This is a genomic window from Mesorhizobium sp. P2_F5 (assembly GCF_056403715.1).
Genome location: NZ_JBFUEY010000020.1, coordinates 191275 through 216738, shown reverse-complemented (window position 1 = coordinate 216738; position 25464 = coordinate 191275). Strand labels below are relative to the sequence as shown.

Below are 25464 nucleotides of genomic sequence, written 5' to 3'. Positions count from 1 at the left end.
GACGGCGTGGTATCAAACAAAAACCCGGCGCGAGCGATCGCGCCGGGTTTTTCAATTGTCGGGCCTGCTTTCAGCTGTTGGCCCGGAAGACGACCTAGCTCTTGCGAGGCTGCTCGGCTTCCGCGATGGCCGCCTCATGATACCAGGCCTCGCCATAGCCCAAGGGTTGAACGCGCAAGGAAGCGAGCTCTGCCGCAAACTTGGCCTTTACGCCTAAATTTGAGGCAGCCGCACGCGCTGCCACCGGGAACATCAGGATTTTTGCCGACGGACGGGCTGACGTGATTTCCATTGTCGGTCTCCTTTCTTTTGGAGAGGCTTGTCGATTCATCTTTCCATCAAAGTAAGTCCTGCAATCCGATTAGGCAAGATGCCTAAAGAAAGATCAGTATTTGCCTGTTATTTAATCAGATTTGGCTTCTGATCGATCCCGGCGCATTGCTTAGACGGCTTGGCCGGATCGTCGAGGCGAATGGGCACTTTTGACGCACCCAGCGCGGCTGAAATGGCACATGACTTGCATTTTATCGACCGGCAGCCGGCTGCTGGATGGCTCGGCATGCGCCCGCACTATCCAGCTTCGGTGATCAAGCAACGAGAGGCTCTAGAATGACGAAATACAAGCTCGAGTATATCTGGCTCGATGGATACACCCCGGTCCCCAATCTTCGCGGCAAGACCCAGATCAAGGAGTTCGCCGAGTTCCCGACGCTCGAGCAGCTGCCGCTGTGGGGCTTTGACGGTTCCTCGACGCAGCAGGCCGAAGGCCACAGCTCCGATTGCGTGCTGAAGCCGGTCGCCGTATTCCCGGATCCGGCCCGCACCAATGGCGTGCTGGTGATGTGCGAAGTGATGATGCCCGATGGCGTGACGCCGCATGCGTCCAACAAGCGCGCCACCATCCTCGACGACGAGGGCGCCTGGTTCGGCTTCGAGCAGGAATACTTCTTCTACAAGGACGGCCGTCCGCTCGGCTTCCCCGAGAGCGGCTATCCGGCACCGCAAGGCCCGTACTACACCGGCGTCGGCTATTCGAATGTCGGCCCGGTCGCGCGCCAGATCGTCGAGGAACATCTCGACCAGTGCCTCGCCGCCGGCATCAACCATGAAGGCATCAACGCCGAAGTGGCCAAGGGCCAGTGGGAATTCCAGATTTTCGGCAAGGGCTCCAAGAAGGCCGCCGACCAGATGTGGATGGCTCGCTATCTCTTGCAGCGCCTGACCGAAAAATACGAGATCGACATCGAGTACCACTGCAAGCCGCTCGGCGACACCGACTGGAACGGCTCGGGCATGCACGCCAACTTCTCGACCTCCTATATGCGCGAAGTCGGCGGCAAGGCCTATTTCGAAGCGCTGATGGCGGCTTTCGACAAGAACCTGATGGACCACATCGCCGTCTACGGCCCGGACAATGACAAGCGCCTGACCGGAAAGCACGAGACCGCGCCGTGGAACCGGTTCAGCTACGGCATCGCCGACCGCGGCGCCTCGATCCGCGTGCCGCATTCCTTCGTCAACAATGACTACAAGGGCTACCTGGAAGACCGCCGCCCGAACTCGCAGGGCGACCCCTACCAGATCGCTTCGCAGATTCTGAAGACGATCGCGGAGGTTTCGACCAGCGCGCAGGTCTCGGCTGCGGCTTGAGCATTCGCCGCGGCGCAGGCCCAGGGTCTACGCCGGCCCAAACAAAACCCCGGCGGAAATGCCGGGGTTTTTCATTGCTCTTGGGCGCTCGCTCTTCACGCGGTCAATCGTGCGTCGAGATTGGCGAGAATCTGCTCCCATGACTTCCCGTGTCCGTCGGCGCGGTCCTGATCATAAAAACCGCGATGTCTGAGAGTGACGATGCATCCGTCGCCGTACGGTTCGATGTCGACTGACAGGACGGTTTCGGCGCCCTGGGTTCCGCTCTTGCCGGTAAGCCAGGTCAGTTCCACCTTTCGGTTCGGTTGAAGTGTCAGGAAGCGCCCATAATGCGGGTGGCGCTCCCCCTCATGCTCGACCACGAAGAACAATTGTCCCTGCGGAACCGGCTTTGCGATCAGTCCTCCGGGCAAGGCGAACCAGCCTTCCCAACCGGCGGTGAAGCTTTTGTAGATGGCCTCCGGCCGGGCGCGCATGGCGCGAACCAGTTGTGCGTCGTGAGGTCGGTCGGAAAGGTCCGGCGTGAAGAGATCAGCCATGATCGATATACCTCCGAAAGTTGACGTAGAGGTTTAACGAAACACAGTCGGTGGCGTTCCGACTTTGGCGCCCGCTAACAAAAAACCCCGGCGTCTCCGCCGGGGTTTGTCTCTGAAACGGTCAGCTCAGACCGAATAGTACATGTCGTATTCGACCGGATGTGGGGTCATTTCGAAGCGCATCACTTCGGCCATCTTGAGCTCGATGTAGCTGTCGATCTGGTCATCGTCGAAGACGCCGCCGGCCTTGAGGAAGCCGCGGTCCTTGTCGAGGCTCTGCAAGGCTTCGCGCAGCGAACCGCAGACGGTCGGGATCTTCTTCAGTTCCTTCGGCGGCAGATCATAGAGATCCTTGTCCATCGGCTGTCCCGGATGGATCTTGTTTTTGATGCCGTCGAGGCCGGCCATCAACATCGCGGCGAAGGCGAGGTAGGGGTTCGCGCCCGGGTCGGGGAAACGAACCTCGACGCGCTTGGCCTTCGGCGAGTTGCCGAACGGAATGCGGCAGGAGGCCGAGCGGTTGCGCGCGGAGTAGGCGAGCAGCACCGGCGCTTCGTAGCCTGGCACCAGGCGCTTGTAGGAATTGGTCAGCGGGTTGGTGAAAGCGTTGATCGCCTTGGCGTGCTTGATGATGCCGCCGATGTAGAACAGGCAGCTTTCCGACAGGCCGGCATATTCGTTGCCGGCGAAGGTCGGCTTGCCGCCCTTCCAGATCGACTGGTGGACGTGCATGCCCGAGCCGTTATCGCCGAAGATAGGCTTCGGCATGAAGGTGGCCGTCTTGCCATAGGCATTGGCGACCTGGTGCACGACATATTTGTAGATCAGCATCTTGTCGGCGTTGCGGACCAGCGTATCGAACTTGATGCCGAGCTCGTGCTGGGCGGCCGCCACCTCGTGATGGTGCTTTTCGACGCGCACGCCCATTTCGGCGAGCACGGTCAGCATTTCGGAGCGCATGTCCTGCGCGCTGTCGATCGGCGGCACCGGGAAATAGCCGCCCTTGATGCGCGGACGATGGCCGAGGTTGCCGGTTTCGTAATCGGTGTCGTCATTGGACGGCAGTTCGGTGGAATCGAGCTTGAAGCCGGTGTTGTATGGGTCGGCCTTGTACTTGACGTCGTCAAAGACGAAGAACTCGGCTTCCGGGCCGACATAGATGGTGTCGCCGATGCCTTCAGCCTTCATGTAGGCCTCGGCCTTCTTGGCGGTGCCGCGCGGATCGCGGTTGTAGGATTCCCCGGAGACCGGATCGAGAATGTCGCACAGGATGACCATCGTCGACTGGGCGAAGAACGGGTCCATGTGAACGGTGTCCGGATCGGGCATTAGCACCATGTCGGACTCGTTGATTGCCTTCCAGCCGGCGATGGACGAGCCGTCGAACATCACGCCATCGGCGAACATGTCTTCCTCGACCTCTATGACATCCATCGTCACGTGCTGCAGCTTGCCCTTCGGATCGGTGAAGCGCAGGTCGACGAATTTCACGTCGTTGTCCTTGATCTGCTTCATGATGTCTTTGGCTGTCGTCATGTCGTTTCTTCCCTGTCTGATGACGTTTCGAGGAGTTATCGGAAATCAGATACCGAGATATCTGAAATCAGAAACCTCAGACGGCGTCCATCCCCGTTTCACCGGTACGGATGCGAACGACTTCCTCGATGTTGGAAACGAAGATCTTGCCGTCGCCGATGCGACCGGTCTGCGCCGCCTTGCGGATGGCCTCGATGGCGCCTTCGACGGCGTCGTCACCAAGCACGACTTCGATCTTCACCTTGGGTAGAAAGTCGACGACATATTCGGCGCCGCGATAGAGTTCGGTATGGCCTTTCTGGCGGCCGAAACCCTTCGCTTCAGTCACGGTGATGCCTTGCAGCCCGGCCTCCTGAAGCGCTTCCTTTACTTCGTCTAGCTTGAACGGCTTGATGATCGCTTCGATCTTTTTCATGTAAAAAGTGGCCTCCACTGCCAAAAAGACGGGTTGTGCGCCCCGCTTGCGCCTCCATCAAGCACGAACTGTGCCAATTTCAGCCCACCAGAGGCGGTTTCGCGCAATTCCAATGCTGCGCCGGGCCGGGATGCACATTCGCGTCATCCGCTGCTTCGGCTGCGGCAAAGCTGCCCGAAGCCTACACATTGCCGCTTCGGGCGTCTGCACGATAATTAGGCAGATGGCGTATTTCGCGAGCAGTCGTGCATCGGCGATTCCGTTCCGCAAGGGATTGGCCGCACGCCATCTCGGCGGCTGGCCGTTTGCTTCGAACCCGAAACTGGACAATGCTCGACCGGGAAAAAGAGGTCGGGCCTTGAGCGAAATACGGATCGGCAATTCATGAGCAACGAAGTCCTCTCGCCGGCCGAGATGGGCGAGGCCGACAGGCTGGCAATCGCGGCCGGTCCGCTCGACGGCTATGGCCTGATGCAGCGTGCCGGCGAAGCGATCGCTGCTGTGGTCCTGGCGCGCTATCCCGCGGCGAGCCGCGTGCACGTGCTGTGCGGCCCCGGTAACAATGGCGGCGACGGTTATGTCGTGGCGCGGTTGCTTGGGGAAAGTGGTGTCGATGTCACGCTGTGGGTTTCCGGCGAACCGAGGGCAGGCAGCGAGGCGGCGATTGCCGCGGCAGAATGCTCGCTGGAGCGCCGGCCGTTGGCGACGTTTGTCGCCGAGCCTGGCTCGCTGGTTGTCGATGCTCTCTATGGGGCCGGGCTATCGAAGAACCTCTCGGGCGATGCCGCACGCGCCGTGGACAGCGCCGCCAGCCTGCCTGTCGTTGCCGTCGATCTGCCGTCAGGCGTTTCCGGCGACAGCGGTGACATTCTCGGCACGGCATTTCGTGCCGACATTACCGTCACCTTCGCGCGCAAGAAACCTGGGCATCTGCTATTGCCTGGCCGGGAGCGATGCGGCGAGATCGTGGTCGCCGACATCGGCATTGGCGACGACATCATCGCGCAGGTCGCGTCGCGGACGTTCGAAAACAAGCCGGCGTTCTGGCTCGAGGAATTGCCGGTGCCGGCGGTCGATGCGCACAAATACAAACGCGGCCATGTCGGTGTCTTTTCCGGCGGACCGTCGGCGACGGGTGCTGCCCGGCTGGCAGCACTTGCCGCTGCACGAAGCGGGGCAGGGGCAGTAACCGTGCTGTCGCCCGCCAATGCCATGCAGGTCAATGCCGCGCATCTGACCGCGATCATGCTGCGCAAGACTGGTGCTATCGAGGATGTGCACGAGTTTCTCGGCGATCGCCGGTCGTCGAGCTTCGTCCTCGGACCAGGCTTCGGTGTCGGTGACAAAGCGCGCGATTTCGCCCTCGCCGTGCTCGCCCGAACACGGCAGGAGGGTGGTGTCGAAGGGCTGGTGCTCGATGCCGACGGCATCACGTCCTTCCGCAACGCTGCCTCGACGCTGTTCGATGCTGCCAGCAGGGCGGATGCGCCAGCACTTGTCATGACGCCGCATGAGGGCGAGTTCGGCCGACTGTTCCCTGACATAGCTGATGACAAAAGCCTGTCCAAGCTTACCAAGGCCCGCGCGGCGGCGGCGCGCGCCAATGCCACTGTCATCTACAAGGGCGCCGATACGGTGATCGCGGCACCCGACGGCCGGGCGGCGATCAACAGCAATGGCGCGCGCTGGCTGGCGACCGCCGGTTCGGGTGATGTGCTGGCAGGCATCATTGCCGGGCTCCTGGGGCAAGGCATGCGGGCTTTCGAAGCTGCCTGCGCAGCAGTCTGGATCCATGCCGAGGCCGGCAGCCGCTTCGGACCGGGGCTGATCGCCGAGGATCTGCCGCTGGCGCTGGTGCCGGTGCTGCGCGAACTGGTCGAAGCACGACAGAAAGCGCCGACCGGATGAAGCGGCTCCCGTTAGTCTTTGCGGCCATCATCGCGCTGTTCGCATCGCATGGCGCGCGCGCCGAGCAGCCGGTGACCATCGTCGACGATCCCGCGGTGCTCGCCGCCCTCGATGCCAAGGGCTTTGGCTTTGCCGGGATTTTCGCCGTCGACGGCGGGGACGATCTGAAGACGCTCTATAGCGAGGCGCCGGCCTATCATGCTGTTGTCGACATGGTGGCGGCCGATATTGCAGCGCTGCGTGCCCAGATGAAGGCCGGCGGGCGCACGCTCTACGAGGTGACCGATGGCAATGTCGGCCGCATCATTGACATGCGCTGGCTGAAGACCGAGGCCGCGCGCTTCCGCCTCGTCGGCGTCGTCAACCGGCTCGACCGGCGCGATTTCTCCGCCTTGGCGGGCGACAAGAGTTGCGGCGAGGTGCGCCTCATCTATCGCCTGGCCTACAGTTTCCGCAAGAAGGGCAAGGTGCTGGCGTCGCGGCTGCCGTTCAATTTCAACGCTGTCTACAGCGTGGAGCCCGATGCCGATGGCGGCTGCGTCGGCGTTGCCGGACGCTGGACGCCACAGCTCGATGAAAACGTCGATGCCGGCTGGCTGGCCGGCGGTCCGCTGGAACCGGCGGAACTGACTTTCAAGCAGCTCGAGCTCAACGCGCAAGTGGTGCGCTTCCCCTCCGGACAGGAGACCGAATTCGGCGGGCAGGCGGCCTATCTCATGCGGATTTTTGGGATCGATGGCGCGACGGTCAGCGAGAAGCCACTGGAAAACACGCCTGACACCGCGCGGCTCTCGGACGATGCGGCACTGAAGAAAAGGCTCGCCGACTATGTCAGCGCCAATGTCGCGGCGGTCGATCTCGGCGTCTACGAAATCCCCGACGAGTTTTTGGCGAAGAAAATCATCTCGTGGTCGACTTTCGGCAGCGCAAGACAGGCCAATCACCCATTCACGCCGTTGTTCCAGCCCGCGGATTTCGCCAGTCTGGATTATTCGGCTCTGAAGCTCGTGCGCACGCCGGAAGCGCTGGTCGAGCGGCTGGACAATGGCGCCTGCCAAGGCTGTCACCAGGCGGGCTCCACGGCCGGCTTCCACTTCATCGGCCTCGACGACAAGACGACGTCGCCGCTCAACCGGATCGAGGTCGGCATCTCGCCGCATCTCCATGCCGAGATCCCGCGACGCGAGGCCTGGCTGCGCGCAACGCAGGAAGGCAAAGAGCCGAACCGGTACCGGCCGCTGTCCTTTGCCCCACCAGCCACCTGGACCGAAGCCGGCGATGTCGACTACGCACCGGCCGACATGGCGATGCCGTGCTTGATGCCGGACGATGCAAAACGCTTCGGTACGACCTGGCAGTGCGGCGGCGGCACGGTCTGCACGCCGCTGGCGACGGCATCGGGCGTGCGCACCACGCTGGCGCAGTGTCTGCTGCCCAAGGACAGCCCAAAAATGTTCTCCGGCCATCCCTGTCTGACCGGGTCGATCGCCAGCAACGCGTCGCAGCCTTTCAACGACCGCTACAAGATCACCGGCCAGTTCGCCGCCTTCGCGCCGACTTTTTCGCGAACCGCCTACACCTGCCGGCCACCGAAGATCGGCGTGCCGGCCGGCATCGCCTACCGCGCCTGCGACAACAAGGACCGCAGCTTTGCCGCCTTCAAGACGGGCAAGCCGATGCCGTCGGAAATCTGCGGGATGGTGGGTGGAAAAAAATTCGACACCTGCGTGGCGACCAACAATTTCGACCAGTGCCTTGGTGGCGCGGTCAATCGTGGCAACCGCCCGGCGTGTTCGGCCGATCATTTCTGCCGTGAGGACTATATGTGCCAGTCGCTGCCGCCGGACACGCCGGGTGCCGCCAAGGTGAAAGGCATCGGCTTCTGCTCGCCAACCTATTTCATCTTCCAGATGCGCATCGACAACCATGCGACACCCTGGGCGAGCGCCACCGCCGCCACCAGGGACGCAGGGTTCGGCGCGGCGGAAGAGGAGTAGGCATCTCGGTTGACGAGGCACTACAGCGGAATGTTGTCGTGCTTCTTCCAGGGGTTTTGCATGTCCTTGTTGCGCAGCATCCTGAGTGCGCGGGCAATGCGGCGGCGAGTGGAATGCGGCATGATCACCTCGTCGACATAGCCGCGCTCGGCGGCGACGAAGGGCGACAGGAAGCGATCCTCGTAAGCCTTTGTATGCGCTGCGATCTTTTCGGCGTCACCGATATCCTTGCGGTAGATGATCTCGACCGCGCCCCTGGCGCCCATCACCGCGATCTGGGCCGTCGGCCAGGCATAGTTCATATCGCCGCGCAGATGCTTTGAGGCCATGACGTCATAGGCGCCGCCATAGGCTTTGCGGGTGATCACGGTGATTTTTGGCACGGTCGCTTCGGCGTAGGCGAACAGCAGCTTGGCACCATGCTTGATCAGCCCGCCATATTCCTGCGCGGTGCCGGGCAGAAAGCCCGGAACATCGACGAAGGTGACGATCGGGATCGAAAAACAGTCGCAGAAGCGCACGAAGCGCGCCGCCTTGCGGCTGGCGTCGGAATCGAGCACGCCGGCCAACACCATCGGCTGGTTGGCGACGAAGCCGACGGTGCGGCCCTCGATCCGGCCGAAGCCGGTGACGATGTTCTTGGCAAAGCTCTGCTGGATCTCGAAGAAATCGCCTTCATCGGCGACCTTCAGGATCAGCTCCTTGATGTCGTAGGGCTTGTTGGCATTGTCCGGGATCAACCGGTCGAGCGACATGTCGTGATCGGTCACCGATTGATAGCATTCGATCTCGGGCAGTTCGGCCGTGTTGGACGCGGGCAGCAGGTCGACCAGCCGGCGCATCTGCAAGAGAGCCTCGACATCATTGTCGTAGGCGCCGTCGGCGATCGAGGATTTGGTCGTGTGGACGGAAGCGCCACCAAGGCTCTCGGCGGTCACCGTCTCGTTGGTGACGGTTTTCACCACATCCGGCCCGGTGACGAACATGTAGGAGGTGTCGCGCACCATGAAGATGAAGTCGGTCATGGCAGGCGAATAGACGTCGCCGCCGGCGCACGGGCCCATGATGACGGAAATCTGCGGGATGACGCCGGAGGCCAGCACGTTACGCTGGAAGATTTCGGCATAGCCGCCAAGGGCCGCCACGCCTTCCTGGATGCGGGCGCCGCCGGCATCGTAGAGGCCGATGATCGGCGCGCGGTTGCGCAGCGCCATCTCCTGCACCTTGATGACCTTTTCGGCGTGCGCTTCTGACAGCGAGCCGCCGAACACGGTAAAATCCTTGGCGAAGAGGTAGACCGGACGGCCGTTGACCGTGCCCCAGCCGGTGACGACGCCGTCGCCGGCAATTTTGGTTTTCTCCATGCCGAAATCGGTCGAGCGGTGCTCGACATACATGTCGAACTCCTCAAACGAGCCTTCGTCGAGAAACACCTCGATGCGCTCGCGTGCGGTAAGCTTGCCCTTCTTGTGCTGGGCGTCGATGCGGGCCTGGCCGCCGCCCATGCGAGCGATGTCGCGGCGGCGCTCGAGTTCCTTCAGCACGTCCTTCATCGCTTGGTCCCCCATACGCGATACTTCTTGGCAGGCATTCTCCAGATATGGCAGAATAAGCCTATGAAGAACAACGTAGAAATATCCGAGGATCTGAACCGCCGAATTGAAATGCTGACCTCGCGCTCGACGCTGACACGCGATCAGATCATTGAGGATGCCCTGTCCCATGGGCGTTCGCTGGCGTGGCAGGAAAAGTGGGTTGCCGGCGTTCAGGCGGGAATAGAGGCCGCCGACCGCGGTGATTTCGCCAACGAAGAAGAGATCGCGACGGTTCTCAATAAATACAGTCAGGCATGAGCCTCGGTGCGAATTGTCTGGACCCGACACTATCGGATCGAGCTTGCGTCAATCGGCGACTATATCGGCCAACACAATCCGCGGGCCGCTGCCAGGGTCGTCAATGAGATTCACTCAAAGACCGCTCGGCTGTTGTCCGCCAATCCGTTATCGGCCGAGTTGGTGAGATCAAAGGCACGCGTGAGCTGGTGATCCCGGGCGCCTTACATTGTCGCGTATCGGGTAAAGGATACCCAGATAGAAATCCTGTTTGTCCAACACGGCGCCAGGAAATGGCCGGACGAGGTTGAGCGGACATTTACGGTCGCTCTCTTGCCGGTCTTGTTGCGCTGCAACATGACGCCCCTTGCATTCCGGGGCGAACTCAGCCATATGCAGCCCATAGGCGCTTGGGCCGGGAGATTCCGGCCTTCTCGACAAATGAGACTGGTTGCGTCTGTTTTCCCTCTTTCCGACTGATCGGCAAGGTGGCGGAAAAGCCCCGTGGCATGATGCCTGCGGGCACGACAGCGCAGCCGAGTGGACGTTACCGTCCGCCCGCCTTGTCGTTTCGTATCAAATTTTTCGACGGCAGGTTGCGCCCTGCCGCCTTCGATGTTTGCGGCTAAGGCCGCGTGAAAGAAGACTATTTTGACCAACGAAAACACATCAACCGGTACTGTGACCGGCAACACTGCGGAACTGACGGGTTTCGCAGCACTTGGAATTACGGGCGCGCTGCTCAAGGCGACGCATGGCGCGGGCTTCACCGAGCCGAAGCCGATCCAGATGCAGGCGATCCCGCCGCAGATGGAAGGCCGTGACATTTTCGGCATCGCCCAGACCGGCTCCGGCAAGACCGCTGCCTTCGCTTTGCCGATCCTGTCGAAGATCATCGCGCTCGGCACCAAGCGCCGTGCCAAGACCACCCGTGCGCTCATCCTGGCGCCGACCCGCGAGCTTGCCGTGCAGATCGAGGACACCATCAAGATCCTCGCCAAGGGCGCGCATGTCTCGACTGCTCTCGTGCTTGGCGGCGTCTCGCGCTTCAGCCAGGTGAAGAAGGTAGCGCCCGGCGTCGATATCCTCATTGCCACGCCCGGCCGCCTGACCGACCTGGTGCGCGAGGGCGACCTCATCCTCTCCGACACCAAATGGCTGGTGCTTGACGAGGGCGACCGCATGCTCGACATGGGCTTCATCAATGACGTCAAGCGCATCGCCAAGGCGACCGCGCCTGACCGCCAGACGGTGCTGTTCTCGGCCACCATGCCCAATGAAATCGCCGAGCTGGCGAAGGGCCTGTTGAAGAACCCGATCCGCGTCGAAGTGGCGCCGCAGAGCACTGCGGCTGCCGAGATCGTGCAAGGCGTCGTCTTTGCCCGCACCAAGCAGAAGCGCCAGGTGCTGTCGACGATGCTCGCCGACGAAGCGATGAAGTCCGTCATCATCTTTTCGCGCACCAAGCATGGCGCCGACCGGGTGACCAAGGACCTCGAGCGCGACGGCTTCAAGGCCGCCGTTATCCACGGCAACAAGTCGCAGAATGCCCGCCAGAAGGCGCTTAACGATTTCCGCGAAGGCTCGGTGCGCATTCTCGTGGCGACCGATATCGCGGCGCGCGGCATCGACGTTCCCGGCATCAGCCATGTGGTGAATTTCGACCTGCCGGATGAAGCGGAAAGCTACGTCCACCGCATCGGCCGTACCGGCCGCAACGGCATGGACGGCATTGCTATCACGCTGTGCGATCCTTCCGAAAACAGCAAGCTGCGCCAGGTCGAGCGCATCATCCGCAGCAAGCTGCCGATCGTTGCCGACCATCTCGGCAGCCCCGATCCGGCGCGCAATCCGGCTGAAAAGAACGAGCGCTTTGAGCCCGCGAACGATCGCAACGACCGCAATGGCCGTCGCGACGGCAGGCGGCCCGGCGGCCAGAACAATGGCTTCGGCAAGAAGCGTTTTGGTGACAAGCCGGCCTTTGCAGGTGCGGGCGAGCGCAAGCCGGAAGGCGCCAAGCCCTTCAAGGGCAACAACAAGCGCCGCTTCGGCGGCAAGCGGCCCGCGGCGCGGGCTGCCTGATCGGACAGATTGGCCAGGCTGGTCTAGCTTGGCTTGATTGCTGACGATTTACATGAGGACGGCCGGAGCAATGCTTCGGCCGTCCTTTTTCGTTTAGGGCTGCTCGGCAATTGCCTTGACCCAGACGACAATCCGCTGCGCCAGGAAGGCCGTAGTCGATGGCGACAGCGCGTCGCCGGCGATGACGTGGTTGTCGGCATCGCCATTATCGTCGACCGGCACCAGCTCGTGCGGTGCGCCCCAGCGGCCGGCGATTTCGCGGGTGCGGTCTTCGCGCACCACAGTGTCCGAATCCGAGAAGATGAACAGAGCCGGTATCGTCGCTTTTTCCACCGGTGCTGCATAGGCAAGGTTGGTCAGTGCTGCCATCGGCAGTACGGCCGCCATCGGATATGTGTGCGTCCAGAGTTTCTCGTGCAGCGCATTGCGCGTCGGAAAGCTGCGTTCCTTGCCGCCGACGAGTTCGGCGATCTGCTTGCCCCAGGGCATGGTCAGCAGCTCGGCGCCTGAAGCCCTGACGCCAAAATTCGGCGAGATGAACGCGATTGCGGCGACGCCGTCCGATGCGCCAGGCTCGGTCGCCGCCCACGCCGCCAGTGAGCCGCCGGTCGAGGTGCCGATGACGATCACCTTGTCGCCGATGGCGCGGCCGATGGCGAGCGCCTCCTCATAGTCGTTGATCCAGGCATTGACGCTGCCTTGCGCCATTGCGGCGCCGTCCTGCCCATGGCCGGTGAGGCGGGTGTAGAAAAGGTTGGCGTCGAGCTGGTCGGCGACCTCGTCGGCCAGTGGGCGAACCTCGCCCTTCGATGCCGAAAAGCCGTGGATATAGACGATCGCCAGCGGCGTCCTGGCGTGAACCATCGGATCGGCCCAGATGATTTCCTTCTCGAGCCCGTCACGGATATTGGGGACGGCAGCCTCTTCGCGCGCGAGATAGGCCTGTGGATCGTCGCCGATCACTTTGGGATCGAAGCGGATCGTTGTGTCGACGGGAACGCGCGGACCAAGCAGGAAGGCCAGGACAATGATGACGACGACGCCCAGCACCGCAAGCACGATCCGTCGCCCCATCGCAGACTCCACGCAACAATTCTCAGCCTATGGCGGCCGCTACGCCCAAGCAACAGCTGGCCTGTGGACAGTTACTCGTTCGGCGGCTTGCGGTCGAAATTCAGCGGCCGCCCTGTCCAGCGGGTCGCGGTGCTGATGAACCAGCGGCAGAACGGCCTGGGCAGCAGCGCCAGCAGCTTCAGCCCCCAGCTCAGCCGGCGCGGGAAGGTGACCTCGAAGCCGCCATGCTCGATGCCGCGCAGCATGCGTCGCGAGGCGCGGTTGACCGGCATCAGCCCGGGCATCGGCAGCATGTTCTTTTCGGTCAGCGGCGTGTCGATGAAGCCCGGATTCATCACCTGGACGCGGACATTCATCTTGTCGAAATCGTATTTCAGCGACTCGGCCAGGATGTTGATCGCCGCCTTCGAGCCGCCATAGGCGGCCGTGGTCGGCCAGCCGAAATAGGCGGTGACCGAGCCGACAAGCACGATATGGCCGCGCGCGCGGATGCGCATGCGCTCCATCAGCGGAACGAGGCCATTGATGATGCCGAAATAGTTGACCTCGAAGGACTGGCGAAAGTCGCGGACCCTGAGGTCTTCGCCGGGCGTGGCGATGTAGTTGCCGGCATTGAAGACGGCGAGCACGATAGGCCCGAGATCCTTTTCGATCGCCGCCACCGTGCTTGCCATGCGCGGCTCGTCGGTGACGTCGCAGGGGTAGGCAACCACGCGTCCCGGCATCTGTGCCGTCTCGACGATGAGCGAGTCGATCGGGTGCTCGTCAAGCGCGGTCACCGCGACGACAAAGCCCTTTGCCGCAAGGTCCTTGGCCAGAGCACGGCCGATGCCGCTGCTGCCGCCGGTGATCCAGGCGACGCCGTGCTTCGGGTTGGCCCGGTAAAGTGTCATTCTGCGCCCTGCCGATCTGTCATTAGTGCTCTAGCGGTGAAAAAATCGAATGAAAAGAGCGCTTTTCCGCACAAGGTTGAAATGATCGTCATCGCGCGCCATCCGGCGGCGGGAGATTGCAGTACCCGAAATGCGACTGGACCAGGCGAATTCTTGCCTTGAAACGCAAGCTTCGGGTTTCTAGGGTCTCGCCGCAGCTACATAAGGAATCCCGGATGCCCCGTTCTGTGATCGAAGCGATCGGCAACACGCCCCTGATCCGCCTCAACAAGGCCTCGGAAGCAACCGGCTGTGAGATTCTGGGCAAGGCCGAGTTCATGAATCCGGGCCAATCGGTCAAGGATCGCGCCGGCCTGTTCATCATCCGCGACGCCGAACAGCGCGGGCTGCTGAAGCCGGGCGGCGTCATCGTCGAAGGCACGGCCGGCAATACCGGCATCGGCCTGACGCTGGTCGCCAAGGCGCTGGGCTATCGTACCGTGATCGTCATTCCCGACACCCAGAGCCAGGAAAAGAAGGACACGATCAAGCTGCTCGGCGCCGAGCTGATCGAAGTGCCGGCGGTGCCTTACAGGAACCCCAACAACTATGTGAAATTGTCCGGGCGGCTGGCCGAGCAGATGGCGCGTTCCGAACCGAATGGCGCGATCTGGGCCAACCAGTTCGACAATGTCGCCAATCGCGACGGCCATATCCGCACCACGGCGGAAGAGATCTGGACGCAGACCGGCGGCAAGGTCGACGGGTTCGTCTCGGCGGTGGGTTCGGGCGGCACGCTGGCCGGCGTCGCCTTCGGGCTGAAAGCCCGGAGCAAGAACGTCAAGATTGCGCTCGCCGATCCGCTGGGCGCCGCGCTCTACTCGTTCTACACCAGTGGTGAGTTGAAGTCCGATGGCAGCTCGATCACCGAGGGGATAGGGCAGGGGCGCATTACGGCCAATCTCGAAGGGTTTACGCCTGACTTCTCGTTCCAGGTGCCGGATGAGGAAGCGCTGCCGATCGTCTTCGACCTGATCCAGGAAGAGGGCCTGTGCGTCGGCGGCTCGACCGGCATCAACATTGCCGGCGCGATCCGGCTGGCGCGCGAGCTTGGCCCCGGCCATACCATCGTCACCATCCTTGCCGACTATGGCACCCGTTATCAGTCGAAGCTGTTCAACCCGGACTTCCTGCGCGAGAAGAACCTGCCGGTGCCGGGCTGGATGGATGAGCGCAGCACGATTTCGGTGCCGTACGAGAAGGTCGCCTGATGGCGCACAGAACAGAAGCGCTGTTTCGCGACGACGCCTATCTGAAGACAGCCGAGGCTACCGTCGTCGCCGTCAATGAGCGTGGCGGCATCATTTTGGACCGGACCATCTTCTACGCGACGTCGGGTGGCCAGCCCGGCGATGTTGGAACGATTGAGCGCGCCGACGGCAGCGCCATCGCCGTTGCCGCCACCATGTCAGGCGAGACCAAGGACGAGATCATCCACGTGCCGGCGCCGGAGCAGCCGGTGCCCGAAATTGGCGAGCGGGTGAAACTCGCCATCGACTGGGAGCGGCGGCATCTCCTGATGCGCATGCACGCCGCTTGCCACCTGCTCACTGTCGTCTGTCCGTTTCCAATCACGGGCGCTGCGGTTTCCGAGGACGACAGCCGTGTCGACTTCGATGCTCCGGATGCGGGCTTCACCAAGGAAGATGTCACCGCCGGGTTGATGGAGCTGGTGCGGGCCGATCATCCGATCTTTGTCAGGTTGATCACCGACGAGGAACTGGCAGCCAACCCGGGCCTGGTGAAATCGAAGAATGTCCGGCCCCCGGTCGGCACCGGCAAGATCCGCCTGGTCTGCATCGGCGACAACGCTTCGGTCGACAGCCAGCCCTGCGGCGGGACCCATGTCAAAAGCACCGGCGAGATCGGCGAGATCCATATCGGCAAGATCGAGAAGAAGGGCCGCGAGAACCGGCGTTTTCGCATTCGCTTCGGACCGCTGCCGGTCGCCTGAAGTCAGATGGCGGTCGGCCTTTTACAATTCTTCGCGCGGTCGTGAGACGCCTTACGCAAGATGCCGGAAATTGGAGAGCGGTCTCTCCACCCAGGCTTCGATCTGCTCGGTGACGAACCTGGCTGCCTGATGGTGGATGAAATGACCGGCACCGGGCAGGGCTATCAGCGCGGTCACATTGTCGACCTCGCGAAAGGTGCCATCGAAAGCGCCGGCCGGAACATAGGGATCGTCGGTGCCGAACAGCACAAGGGTTGGCGCCTTGACGAGAGGCAACTGGCCGATATCTGGAACTCTGCCAAGCGGTATGTTGGCCCTGTAGTAGCCCAGCATCGCCTCCGGATCTGAACGCTTGAGCGAGTCCACCAGAGCCTGCCTGTCCTGTGGATCGGTGACCCAGGCGCAGAGTTCGTCAATGTCCAGCATCTGGGCCGCGCCCGGTACCTGGAAACGGCGTATGTATCCCGTGATCTCGGCATTGGCCGGATCGGCAATGGCGCGCAGATGGTTGCGGGGGTGCGGCGTCGACAACAGGACGAGATGGCGCACGACCTGCGGCACGCGTATGGCCAGCCACCATGCGATGATCCCGCCCCAGTCGTGGCCGACAATGGCGGCCTGGGTCAGCTTTTCAGCGGCGAGAACGGCCAGCACGTCATTGACCAGATTCGTCAGCACGTAGTTGCCGTAGCCCTGTGGCGCATCGCTTTGTCCGAAGCCCCGCAGGTCCGGCGCGATCACGCGATAGCGGCCGCAAAGCGCTTGCATCTGCCGGCGCCAACCCATTCCGTGATCGGGAAAGCCGTGCAGGAAGACGATCGGCGGGCCAGAGCCCGCCGCTGTGTAGTACAGTTTGACGTTGCCGTTGACAGCGATCCTGGATTCGAACATCGCGCCCAAGCTCACCGCGTGCCGGCTACTACCGTCACATTTTTACTTCGAGACGAAGGAACGGGCCGTGGAAGGTCTGGGTGGTGCTGTCCGCATTGACAAGCAGATTGTGCCACTGCTCGATCTTGTAGCCGGCCGTAAAGGTCGCGCCTTCGAGAGGCATCCAGCTCAGGCCGGCCGAGGCGTCGAGATTTGTCACTGTCTGGTTCTCGGACTCGCTCCCCAACGGGACAGAGCCCTGCTCACCCGTTGTGAAGTCGTAGTTGAATCCGGCGCGGTTTTCACGGCGGCCCCACATGACGGAGCCGGAAACAGCGCCTGTCAGCCCCCAGGTTTCGTTCAGCGGGTAGTATGCCTCGGCGCCGACACGCGGGCCAATGCCCCAATATTCCGACGATCCTATCTTGTCGACGGTGCCGCCCTTGTCGGCTGGATCGTCCGGGTTGAAGGTTTCGGAAGCAACAACTCTTTCATCCGAATGCACCAGGCGCAGACCGCCAAAGAAGCGGATATCGGCGGCCTGAACCTTGACGTGCTTGCCGACGTCGAAATCGAACGCCTGGAAACTGTAGTCGTCGCCGTAGCCTATGGTCAAAAAGCCTTGTGGTATCTGGCCACTTTCTTCCCAGGAACGGTTCTTGCCCAAGTGAAACGCACCTGCAAGGCGCCAGTCCATGTCCGGCGAAATCTGCTTGGTCAGCGCGATCGAAGCTGAGAAGTCACCGTTGCTATTTCCAAGCTTGTCGGTGCCGCCGGTCTTGTCGCCCTCATGGACGTTGTTTTGAAAGAACGCGCCCTCGAAGGCGATTTTGACGCGTGAATCGATGACCGACTGGTCTGTTGCCTTCGCATCCTCTGCATGCGCCGCAATCACGCCCACCGAAGTCACCGAAGCGGCGGATGCCGCGACAGTCGCCAATAGTTTACCCGGTGCCCTAGCCCGCATTACTTGATCCCCGCCCAAAACTTTGCCCCGAAATCTAACATTACACACATACCCTAACGGTACATTGCAGCAAGTCCGGCCAACAATTTTACCGGGTGATGTTGCAGCTTTGCCACGGCGCCCGGTAGCGCCGTTGGATAGATGTGGTAAGCGTCGCGCTGGGGCTGACCGAGCCGCGGCTGACAGGGGGTTTGGTGGACAATCCAGCGCAAATCGAAAGCGTGCTCAACAACCTTGTCTATGCGCTTTTCGCCCAGAGCGGGCAGGTGGGGCCGAACGGGAGAGCCCGAGACCTCGGCAATCTGACTGTCTTCGACAATCCCGAGGCCGTCGACGTCATCGTCAAGGCGCCGGAACTCTTCCGAAAGAACTTCTCCCTGATCTCGGCCCTGGGTTTCAGCCGATTCAACACCAATGATGAGGACTGGTCCGTCCGGCGCGCCATCACCCAGGATATTTATCTGGCGGCCGCCAGGCCAGCGCAGCAGCATCCCGTGGCGGAAATCTTCGCCGCCTGTCTGTCCAGTAGCGACGCTACGCTGCCAGCCATCCAGCAAGCGTTGTTCGCCGCGTCGATGACGATATTTTACCGGGCTTTCGGCCTTGTTCCCGACAGGGCGGCGACCCTGTTGCTGCTCGACAGGGTCCGCGACGTACTGAGGCGTCTCCAATATTATTCCTGGGTGACCCCGACGACCGCCGAACGTGGGAACGCCATCCAGGATGCTCGCACGGTGGTCGCCGATTTCGCATCGCTGCTGACGGCGGATCCCAGATCTGCCGCAGAGATGGATCGCTTTGAACGCGAGGCCCGCGATGTCGAAGGCTTCTCGCCGGCGGAGGAGTTCGTCATGAACTTCTTCGCTGGCGTCGAGACAACGGTGACCACCGCGCTTTGGGTGGTCGACCGACTGGGGGCGAACCAGCAGGTGCAGGAGCGTATTCATGCAGAGGTTCTCTCGGGCGATGCGCAGACGCCGTACACCGATTGCATGATCAACGAGACGATGCGTTATTTCCCCCCGATACCGTTTCTGACCCGGGAAGTCGGCGCCGATACGGTTCTCGACGGCCAGAACCTCTATGCTGGGCAACTGATCATGGTATCGATCGTCGGCGTGCACCAGAATCCGGCTTTCTGGTCAAACCCGCATGTCTTCGACGCCAGCCGCAGGGAATTCCTCGAGAACAGCTTTGATCGACGGGCGTTTATTCCCTTCCTTACCGGACCGCGCATGTGCGGTGGCGCGCGTCTCGGCCGGCTGGAAGTCAGGGAGGCGGTCCTCGCCATTGTGCGGCAGTTCGCTTTCAGCCGTACCGACGATGTGATTCGGTTCGACTATGCGCTCGCATTGCGCCCAGCGCAGGGGTCTTCCGTCAGTGTTTCGCGCCGATGAAACGCCAGGTCAGATATGGTCCTGCCAGAACCGGCGGAGGTAGTCCCCAAATTGCCTTTTGATCATGGTCTTGAACTCGACATCATGCGCATAGCGCGTGCTTGTCGATATGGCCTTTGATTTCAGCTCGAAGCCCGGGAACCAGTTGCTCATTGTGGCGGAAGCGTTTTCTTGCTGGTTCGCGACAAAGTCCTCATAGCAGACGTGGGCCACTCTGCGGCGATCAACAGTGTTCAGATAATTTTTCCACCTGATTTCGCTATCGAGAATGTGCAGCGCGACATCCTTGACAACCTTTTCGCTCAGAGTTGTCACCATGGGAACTCCAGCCAGTGTCTCCTGGCTGTCGAACGGCTGTCCCGTATGCAGCATGGAGAGCAGGCTTATGGTCTGATCGATCTTGTTTCTCCTGGAGAGAAAGACATAGAACGAGTTGCCGTCATCATCGCCGATTGAATTGCGCGCGAATGGCAGGTTTTCGAAGAAGATCTTGGCGGCGAATACGCCGTTCTGAGCCCTTTTTGCCAGGAGACGGCTACCATAGGCGGGCGCCTGCTGATTGAGCTTTTCAAGGTCCATGTTGTCGTCGGCCGACCACCGTCTCATCAGCGGCAAGGCATACTGCCACTGAAAATACTCCGTGGGTATTCCCAGACCCAACTGCTGCAAGACCTGACAATAGGAATGGCCCGCCGTTCGCGGAGTCGTGCAAATCAGGATTTTGGCTGGGTTTTCGGCAGAGCTTTGGCGATCATAGGTCGCGGCGATATATTCGCTGTATAGATCGTCGAAATGCATTTCCGGAACCAGCCCCACCACGACACGCCAAGTTTTCAGACAGCAGACAGGAACCCCAGTATGAGCAGGGCCTGGTCCAGCGTCATCAATGATGGAGGATCGCCCGCGTCGATATTGTCGACAAGCCATAGATCAGGCCGTGTCAGCCGCGTGCGGTCGATGGCTTGCCGGTCAATGACCTGGCTGCCACGGCCGTACATCAGCAGGATGCGGGCGTCGATCCGGGCAGCGATTGGGAACAGATCGTATTCGCGGCCGGTCAGGGCGGCGAAATTTCCCGTCGTGGCCGGGTCATAGGCGAGCCGGAAGCCATTGGGGCCCGCTGCGATCCTGTTCTCGACATAGCGATTGAACACTGTGTCCTCGACAGGGCCTGTAACGGCCTTGGTGGCGCTTAGATAGTCCTTGGCCGCTGCGCGGGTTTCGAATGCAAGCGTACTTTCTCTGATGACTTCGTGTCTCATCGCGTCGACTTTTGGCCCGCCTAGCATGGGTACGTCGTTGAGAACGATTCTAGCGGCCTTGGAGCGGGTCATCTGCAGAAACAGCAGCAAAATCGTGCCGCCCCACGACGTGCCAATGAAGTGGTTTTCCGAGCCGGCGAACTCGCCGAGCGCGCGCAGGCATTTGGAATAGACATTGATGTCGTAACCGGCGCCCAGATAAGCGCTTCGTCCGCGCCCCAACAGGTCGGGGCAGATCACCAGGAAGCCGTTACGGCACAGGAAGGTGGCGAGGTAATCAAAGTCGGCACCGTTGCCGGTAAAGCCATGCAGGCAGAACACGGTTGCGCGCGGGGTGCCGGCGGGCTGCCAGATGCGCACGAACATCGCGGCATAGCGGTCGTCCAGCCGGATGAGGATCTCTTGCGTCAGCGCTTCGGTGGAGCCGGCCGTATCCATCAGACGTCACGCTTGCGGACGGCACGCTTGACCGAGCCGCGGTTGTCGATGAAGTCGCGCTTCCAGAATACCGATTTGTCCAGGTTGATGCGCTTGGCTTCTTTGATCATCGGCAGGATGTGGGACGAAGACCGCGTCGCCAGCACCGTCACCGCGGTGGCATCGCCGCCGGGAAAGGGGTTGAGCGGGCCGCCATTCGTTGCCCAGGCCTCCGCTATCTCGCGGCTGGTCTGGATCCAGCCGACATAGGCGACGATGGCGTCGTCTATCGACCCGATCATGTGGGTTTGCTGGTCCAACTGATAGCGCAGCGTCTTCACCATCAGGCCGAACTCGTAACGGTCGAACGGTGGATAGTGCGCAATGAAGTTGCAAACAAGCCCAAGCGAAAGCGGATTGCTGGGGACACGGGAAAACAGAAGATTGCTCATGCCAGGATTATTGACCCCACCCACCCCAGATCATAACCATCAATCCGTACTCGCCATAAAATGCGAAAACAATTGGAATTGGCATGCTGCCAAGGACGAACCGGGAGAACTGCAATGGCCGATGACAGCCCTTTCACCGTCGATGCGGACTGGTTGCAGAGCCGTCTTGGCGAGCCTGGCCTGACGATTGTCGATGCGTCCTGGTACCTGCCGGCACAGAAGCGCGACGCGCGCGCCGAGTATGAGGCGGCGCATATTCCCGGCGCGCGCTTCTTCGACCACGATGCGGCCTCGGACCCGGATGCCAAGCTGCCGCATACGCTGCCCTCGCCACAGCATTTCGCGCAATATGTCGGCACCATGGGCATTTCAGCCGACGACACCATTGTCGTCTATGACGGTCCGGGTTTCTTTTCGGCGCCGCGCGCCTGGTGGATGTTCCGCGTCATGGGTGTGTTCCAGGTCTATGTCTTGGACGGCGGCTTCGACCGCTGGAAGGCGGCGGGCCGGCCGGTGACGGCGGAACCGACGAAGATCGCGCCGAACGTGTTTCATGCCGATTTCGACGCCGCCCGTGTCGCCAGCCTCGCTGACATGCGCCGCATCGTCGAAACCAAGGAGAGCCAGATAGCGGACGCCCGAGGTGCGGGCCGCTTCACCGGAGCCGAGCCAGAGCCCCGCGCGGGTGTCCGCTCTGGCCACATGCCTGGCGCGCGCAATGTGCCTTATTCGGCGCTGTCGCAAGATGGCGCGCTGCTGTCGAAGGACCAGTTGCGCAAAGCCGTTGAAGATGCCGGCATCGATCTGTCGAAACCCGTCGTCACCTCTTGCGGCTCCGGCATCACTGCGGCTGTCATCACGCTGGCGCTGGAGACGCTCGGCCACACCGACAACCGGCTCTACGACGGCTCATGGACGGAATGGGGCGGACTTCCCGATACGCCCGTTGCAACGGGCAAGGAATGATGGCGATGGAAAACGGCGCGCTGGACGACATCGAGGTCACAGTCACGTTTCTGGAAATGCACGTGCCGCCGGCCTATTCGCCGCCCGTGCCCTACAACAAGCAGATCGCGCTGTTGAAGACCAAGGACATTCCGCTGCACTTCTACCGCTATCTGATGGATCGGGTGGGGCGCAAATGGCACTGGGTCAATGTGCTGCGGCTGGACGATGACGAGCTTGCCGCCGGCATCCACCGCGAGGACCGCGACATCAGGGTGCTTTATCTCGACGGCGCGCCGGCTGGGTTCTTCGACCTCAAGCCGCATCTGCCTGAGGAGGTCGAGCTCGCCTATTTCGGCATGATGGAGCATGCGACGGGGCAAGGCATAGGCCGCTGGTTCCTGGGCGCGGCGATCGCCGCCGCCTGGTCGTACGGGCCGAAGCGGGTGACGGTGCAGACCTGCACGCTCGACCATCCGGCCGCCTTGCCGCTCTACCAGAAGCTCGGCTTTGCGCCGGTGGCGCAGAAGAAGGAGACCGTGCATCCGCTGCCGTTTGCCGAGCGCTCGGCCAGCGTCATGCGGCCGTGACCCTCCTGAAGGCTGAACCAGCTGTTCATCGGCGCTTCAGACTGCCTTTGCGATGGTGGCGTCAACACTGATGCGACCATTGCCAAGGAGAAAGACATGCTGAGCCGACGTACATTTGCCGCAGCGCTGATTGCTGCACTTGCCATGCCGAGCGTTGTCATGCCGACAGTGGCCGCCGCGCAGGCGACCACGCCGTCGGCGGCAACGATCGAGCGCCAACTCGACGCGGCGCCGCGGGTGAAATTGCGCCCCAACCAGCGCGTCACCATCCGCGAATTCAAGCGGCGGCCGGATCTGAGGCGTCAGGCGCGTTCGATTGACATCCAGTCGATCAATTTCGCCTTCGGCTCGGCGGCCATTTCGAGTTCGCAGTACGGCAAGATCGAGAACATCGCCGATGCGCTGGAGCGCATTCTGCGCCGCGATCGCGGCGCCCGCGTGCTGATCGAGGGGCATACGGATGCGGTCGGCTCGTTCCAGTCGAATCAGATCCTGTCGGAGCAGCGCGCCGCCTCGCTGAAGCGCACTTTGGTGCGCGAATTCGGCGTGCCGGGCCATGCGCTGGAGACCGTCGGTTATGGCGAGGAATTCCTGCTGGTGCGGACCCAGGATGAAAACTGGCGCAACCGCCGGGTGACGCTGCGCCGCTTCGACGATTTCATCCGCTGACCAGGACAGGTTTCTAAAACAATGCTTCAGCAGTCCGGCTTGAAATGGCCGGGCTGCTGACGGTCTCACAGCCTTGGCAGGAATCGGGTGGGAGGCACCTGCGTGGCGGCATATTTTCCGGTCAACGACACCGGAGATTCAGCCATGACCATTCAGTTCAAAGCCTTGCCGACGGAAGATGTGAGAGCGCTGCAGCGCGGCGGTCCGGACGCCTATGGGCTGACGCCCGAGCGCAAGATTTCCGACGGCGACGGCGTGCCGTGCCGGCATTGCCTGAAAAATGTCGCTGGCGGCGATGGCTATCTGATCCTGGCCTACCGGCCGTTTCCTAAGCTGCAGCCCTACGCGGAAACCGGACCGATCTTCCTGCATGCTGACGAATGCGAATACGCAGCCGAGGTCGAGATGTTGCCCGAAATGCTGGAGAGCAGCGACTATATCGTGCGCGGCTATGGCGCGGATGATCGCATCGTCTATGGCAGTGGCGGCGTCATTCTGACGGGCGCCATCGCGGCGCGGGCGGAGACGCTGTTTGAGCGTGACGACATCGCCTATGTCCATGTCCGCTCGGCGCGCAACAATTGCTATCAGTGCCGCATCGAGCGCGTCTGACAAAAAGATGCCCGCCGGTGGTCTGGCGGGCAGTTGGGAACCGTGTGACGGCTCGAGCCGTCAAGCTGGCATCCCTGTCTGCGCATGTTTTTTGAATGCCTGATGTGAAGCGCTTCACACAGCGCTCGCGATTGGCGCCGGCGTGGCGGCGCGCCGATTGCCGGTGAGCTGTCGTACTCCCGTCGCATTCATACGTTAAAAGACGAGTGTCGATGGATTTGCCGACCGCGGATGAACCGGCGGGAATCTCGACATCAGAGGAAGCGGGGCTTTGGCTCCGCTTTTTTGTTGTCGGCGTTGTTCCACGCAAAGAAAAAACCCGCCGGTACAACCGGCGGGTGAGGGAGGCAAATGCTTAAGTCAGATCAGGCGGCCAGGACCGCCTTGGGTTCGACCAGCTCATAGCCGAGCGCTTCGGCGACGGCGCGATTGGTGATCTTGCCCTTGTGGACATTGAGACCGTTGCGCAAATGGTGGTCGTCGACCAGCGCCTTCAGGCCCTTGTCGGCCAGCTGCAGGCCATAATGCAGCGTCGCGTTGTTGAGCGCGTGCGCCGATGTCACCGGCACGGCGCCGGGCATGTTGGCGACGCAGTAATGGATGACGCCGTCGACCTCATAGGTCGGCTCCGCATGGGTGGTGGCATGCGAGGTCTCGAAGCAGCCACCCTGGTCGATGGCGACGTCGACCAGCACCGAGCCCTTCTTCATGCCCGACAGCATTTCACGGGTCACCAGCTTGGGTGCCGCAGCACCGGGGATGAGCACGGCGCCGACGACGATGTCGGCGGAGAAGCATTCCTCCTCAAGCGCCTCGACAGTGGAGTAGCGGGTGTGGACGCGGCCAGTAAAGAGGTCGTCGAGCTGGCGCAGACGCGGGATCGAGCGGTCGATGATGGTGACATCGGCGCCGAGGCCGACCGCCATGCGGGCGGCATGCAGGCCGACGACGCCGCCGCCGAGCACGGTGACCTTGCCCGGCAGCACGCCGGGCACGCCGCCGAGCAGCACGCCGCGGCCGCCATTGGCCTTCTGCAACGCGGTGGCGCCGGCCTGGATCGACAGGCGACCGGCGACTTCCGACATCGGCGCTAGGAGCGGCAGGCCGCCACGGTCGTCGGTCACGGTTTCATAGGCAATCGCAGTGACGCCGGAGGCGAGCAAGCCCTTGGTCTGTTCCGGATCCGGAGCCAGGTGCAGATAGGTGTAGAGGATCTGGCCGTCGCGCAACTGCGCCCATTCATTGGGCTGCGGTTCCTTGACCTTGACGATCATGTCCGACTTGGCAAACACGTCGGCGGCCGTCTTGGCGATCGTGGCGCCAGCGGCTCGGTAGGCATTGTCGTCGGCGCCGATGCCGGCGCC

General features: G+C 62.0%; 25 protein-coding genes (1 of these 25 only partly in view). 12 read left to right on the top strand and 13 right to left on the bottom strand.

The window, feature by feature from the left end; genetic code table 11:
• Positions 1-94: 94 nt before the first annotated feature.
• Positions 95-292, bottom strand: coding sequence for a DUF2735 domain-containing protein (locus tag AC1DYO_RS25015; protein ID WP_477267118.1), 198 nt, complete (start codon positions 290-292; stop codon positions 95-97).
• Positions 293-609: 317 nt separating this feature from the next.
• On the opposite strand from AC1DYO_RS25015, the gene AC1DYO_RS25010 reads away from it, so the two are divergent.
• Positions 610-1650, top strand: a complete 1041-nt coding sequence (locus tag AC1DYO_RS25010) for a glutamine synthetase beta-grasp domain-containing protein (protein ID WP_477267117.1) — start codon at positions 610-612, stop codon at positions 1648-1650.
• Positions 1651-1745: 95 nt separating this feature from the next.
• Here AC1DYO_RS25010 and AC1DYO_RS25005 read toward each other — a convergent pair whose 3' ends face one another.
• The 3 genes from AC1DYO_RS25005 to AC1DYO_RS24995 form a co-directional block, all read right to left on the bottom strand.
• The gene (locus AC1DYO_RS25005) at positions 1746-2189 is read right to left on the bottom strand and encodes an SRPBCC family protein (protein ID WP_477267116.1); all 444 of its coding nucleotides are present in this window, start codon (positions 2187-2189) and stop codon (positions 1746-1748) included.
• A 126-nt stretch (positions 2190-2315) separates the two neighbouring features.
• Entirely contained in the window at positions 2316-3725 is a 1410-nt protein-coding gene (gene glnA / locus AC1DYO_RS25000; RefSeq protein ID WP_477267115.1) for a type I glutamate--ammonia ligase, read from the bottom strand.
• Positions 3726-3801: 76 nt separating this feature from the next.
• Positions 3802-4140, bottom strand: a complete 339-nt coding sequence (locus tag AC1DYO_RS24995; protein ID WP_006205430.1) for a P-II family nitrogen regulator — start codon at positions 4138-4140, stop codon at positions 3802-3804.
• Between the two features lie 384 nt (positions 4141-4524).
• Between AC1DYO_RS24995 and AC1DYO_RS24990 the strand changes: the two genes are divergently transcribed.
• Both AC1DYO_RS24990 and AC1DYO_RS24985 read left to right on the top strand, forming a co-directional pair.
• Positions 4525-6048 carry an NAD(P)H-hydrate dehydratase gene (locus AC1DYO_RS24990; RefSeq protein WP_477267114.1) on the top strand — a complete coding sequence of 508 codons (1524 nt, stop codon included), beginning with the start codon at positions 4525-4527 and terminating at the stop codon, positions 6046-6048.
• Entirely contained in the window at positions 6045-8045 is a 2001-nt protein-coding gene (locus tag AC1DYO_RS24985) for a hypothetical protein (protein ID WP_477267113.1), read from the top strand. Before AC1DYO_RS24990 ends, AC1DYO_RS24985 begins: the two co-directional genes overlap by 4 nt.
• A 20-nt stretch (positions 8046-8065) precedes the next feature.
• On the opposite strand, the gene AC1DYO_RS24980 is transcribed toward AC1DYO_RS24985, so the two are convergent.
• Positions 8066-9598, bottom strand: coding sequence for an acyl-CoA carboxylase subunit beta (locus AC1DYO_RS24980; RefSeq protein ID WP_477267136.1), 1533 nt, complete (start codon positions 9596-9598; stop codon positions 8066-8068).
• A gap of 63 nt (positions 9599-9661) precedes the next feature.
• Here AC1DYO_RS24980 and AC1DYO_RS24975 point away from each other — a divergent pair, with 63 nt between their 5' ends.
• Positions 9662-9898, top strand: a complete 237-nt coding sequence (locus tag AC1DYO_RS24975) for a transcriptional regulator (RefSeq protein WP_203278203.1) — start codon at positions 9662-9664, stop codon at positions 9896-9898.
• Between the two features lie 630 nt (positions 9899-10528).
• Positions 10529-11959, top strand: coding sequence for a DEAD/DEAH box helicase (locus AC1DYO_RS24970; RefSeq protein WP_477267112.1), 1431 nt, complete (start codon positions 10529-10531; stop codon positions 11957-11959).
• 93 nt (positions 11960-12052) lie between these two features.
• Here AC1DYO_RS24970 and AC1DYO_RS24965 read toward each other — a convergent pair whose 3' ends face one another.
• Positions 12053-13033, bottom strand: coding sequence for an alpha/beta hydrolase (locus AC1DYO_RS24965; RefSeq protein ID WP_477267111.1), 981 nt, complete (start codon positions 13031-13033; stop codon positions 12053-12055).
• A 71-nt stretch (positions 13034-13104) separates the two neighbouring features.
• Positions 13105-13926: an SDR family oxidoreductase gene (locus AC1DYO_RS24960; protein ID WP_477267110.1), complete on the bottom strand. Its 822-nt coding sequence runs from the start codon at positions 13924-13926 to the stop codon at positions 13105-13107.
• A 215-nt stretch (positions 13927-14141) separates the two neighbouring features.
• Here AC1DYO_RS24960 and AC1DYO_RS24955 point away from each other — a divergent pair, with 215 nt between their 5' ends.
• Together AC1DYO_RS24955 and AC1DYO_RS24950 are read left to right on the top strand one after the other, a co-directional pair.
• Positions 14142-15176 carry a cysteine synthase A gene (locus AC1DYO_RS24955; RefSeq protein WP_477267109.1) on the top strand — a complete coding sequence of 345 codons (1035 nt, stop codon included), beginning with the start codon at positions 14142-14144 and terminating at the stop codon, positions 15174-15176.
• A complete protein-coding gene (locus AC1DYO_RS24950; protein ID WP_477267108.1) occupies positions 15176-15919 on the top strand; it encodes an alanyl-tRNA editing protein in 744 nt (247 codons plus the stop codon). Before AC1DYO_RS24955 ends, AC1DYO_RS24950 begins: the two co-directional genes overlap by 1 nt.
• 51 nt (positions 15920-15970) lie before the next feature.
• Here the strand turns inward: AC1DYO_RS24950 and AC1DYO_RS24945 are convergent, their stop codons facing one another.
• Entirely contained in the window at positions 15971-16810 is an 840-nt protein-coding gene (locus tag AC1DYO_RS24945; RefSeq protein WP_477267107.1) for an alpha/beta fold hydrolase, read from the bottom strand.
• Between the two features lie 34 nt (positions 16811-16844).
• Positions 16845-17729, bottom strand: a complete 885-nt coding sequence (locus tag AC1DYO_RS24940; protein ID WP_477267106.1) for an Lpg1974 family pore-forming outer membrane protein — start codon at positions 17727-17729, stop codon at positions 16845-16847.
• Between the two features lie 221 nt (positions 17730-17950).
• Here AC1DYO_RS24940 and AC1DYO_RS24935 point away from each other — a divergent pair, with 221 nt between their 5' ends.
• Positions 17951-19153 carry a cytochrome P450 gene (locus AC1DYO_RS24935; protein ID WP_477267105.1) on the top strand — a complete coding sequence of 401 codons (1203 nt, stop codon included), beginning with the start codon at positions 17951-17953 and terminating at the stop codon, positions 19151-19153.
• Positions 19154-19162: 9 nt separating this feature from the next.
• On the opposite strand, the gene AC1DYO_RS24930 is transcribed toward AC1DYO_RS24935, so the two are convergent.
• The 3 genes from AC1DYO_RS24930 to AC1DYO_RS24920 are packed head-to-tail and all read right to left on the bottom strand — an operon-like array spanning position 19163 to position 21284.
• Positions 19163-19951, bottom strand: coding sequence for a Stf0 family sulfotransferase (locus AC1DYO_RS24930; protein WP_477267104.1), 789 nt, complete (start codon positions 19949-19951; stop codon positions 19163-19165).
• Positions 19952-19986: 35 nt separating this feature from the next.
• On the bottom strand, positions 19987-20853 hold the full coding sequence (locus AC1DYO_RS24925; protein WP_477267103.1) for an alpha/beta hydrolase: 867 nt from the start codon (positions 20851-20853) through the stop codon (positions 19987-19989).
• Positions 20853-21284, bottom strand: coding sequence for a hypothetical protein (locus AC1DYO_RS24920; RefSeq protein WP_477267102.1), 432 nt, complete (start codon positions 21282-21284; stop codon positions 20853-20855). Before AC1DYO_RS24920 ends, AC1DYO_RS24925 begins: the two co-directional genes overlap by 1 nt.
• A gap of 114 nt (positions 21285-21398) precedes the next feature.
• On the opposite strand from AC1DYO_RS24920, the gene sseA reads away from it, so the two are divergent.
• The 4 genes from sseA (at position 21399) to AC1DYO_RS24900 (ending at position 24100) form a co-directional block, all read left to right on the top strand.
• Positions 21399-22250: a 3-mercaptopyruvate sulfurtransferase gene (gene sseA / locus AC1DYO_RS24915; RefSeq protein ID WP_477267101.1), complete on the top strand. Its 852-nt coding sequence runs from the start codon at positions 21399-21401 to the stop codon at positions 22248-22250.
• 5 nt (positions 22251-22255) lie between these two features.
• Entirely contained in the window at positions 22256-22819 is a 564-nt protein-coding gene (locus AC1DYO_RS24910; protein ID WP_112562354.1) for a GNAT family N-acetyltransferase, read from the top strand.
• Between the two features lie 96 nt (positions 22820-22915).
• Positions 22916-23488: an OmpA family protein gene (locus AC1DYO_RS24905; RefSeq protein ID WP_477267100.1), complete on the top strand. Its 573-nt coding sequence runs from the start codon at positions 22916-22918 to the stop codon at positions 23486-23488.
• Positions 23489-23632: 144 nt separating this feature from the next.
• Positions 23633-24100 carry a DUF1203 domain-containing protein gene (locus tag AC1DYO_RS24900; protein ID WP_477267099.1) on the top strand — a complete coding sequence of 156 codons (468 nt, stop codon included), beginning with the start codon at positions 23633-23635 and terminating at the stop codon, positions 24098-24100.
• Between the two features lie 365 nt (positions 24101-24465).
• Here AC1DYO_RS24900 and ald read toward each other — a convergent pair whose 3' ends face one another.
• A protein-coding gene (gene ald / locus AC1DYO_RS24895; RefSeq protein WP_477267098.1) for an alanine dehydrogenase crosses the window boundary here: on the bottom strand, positions 24466-25464 show its 3' portion. The gene runs 126 nt beyond the window's last position; 999 of the gene's 1125 nt are visible here — the last part of the coding sequence; its start codon lies off the right edge, out of view; its stop codon occupies positions 24466-24468.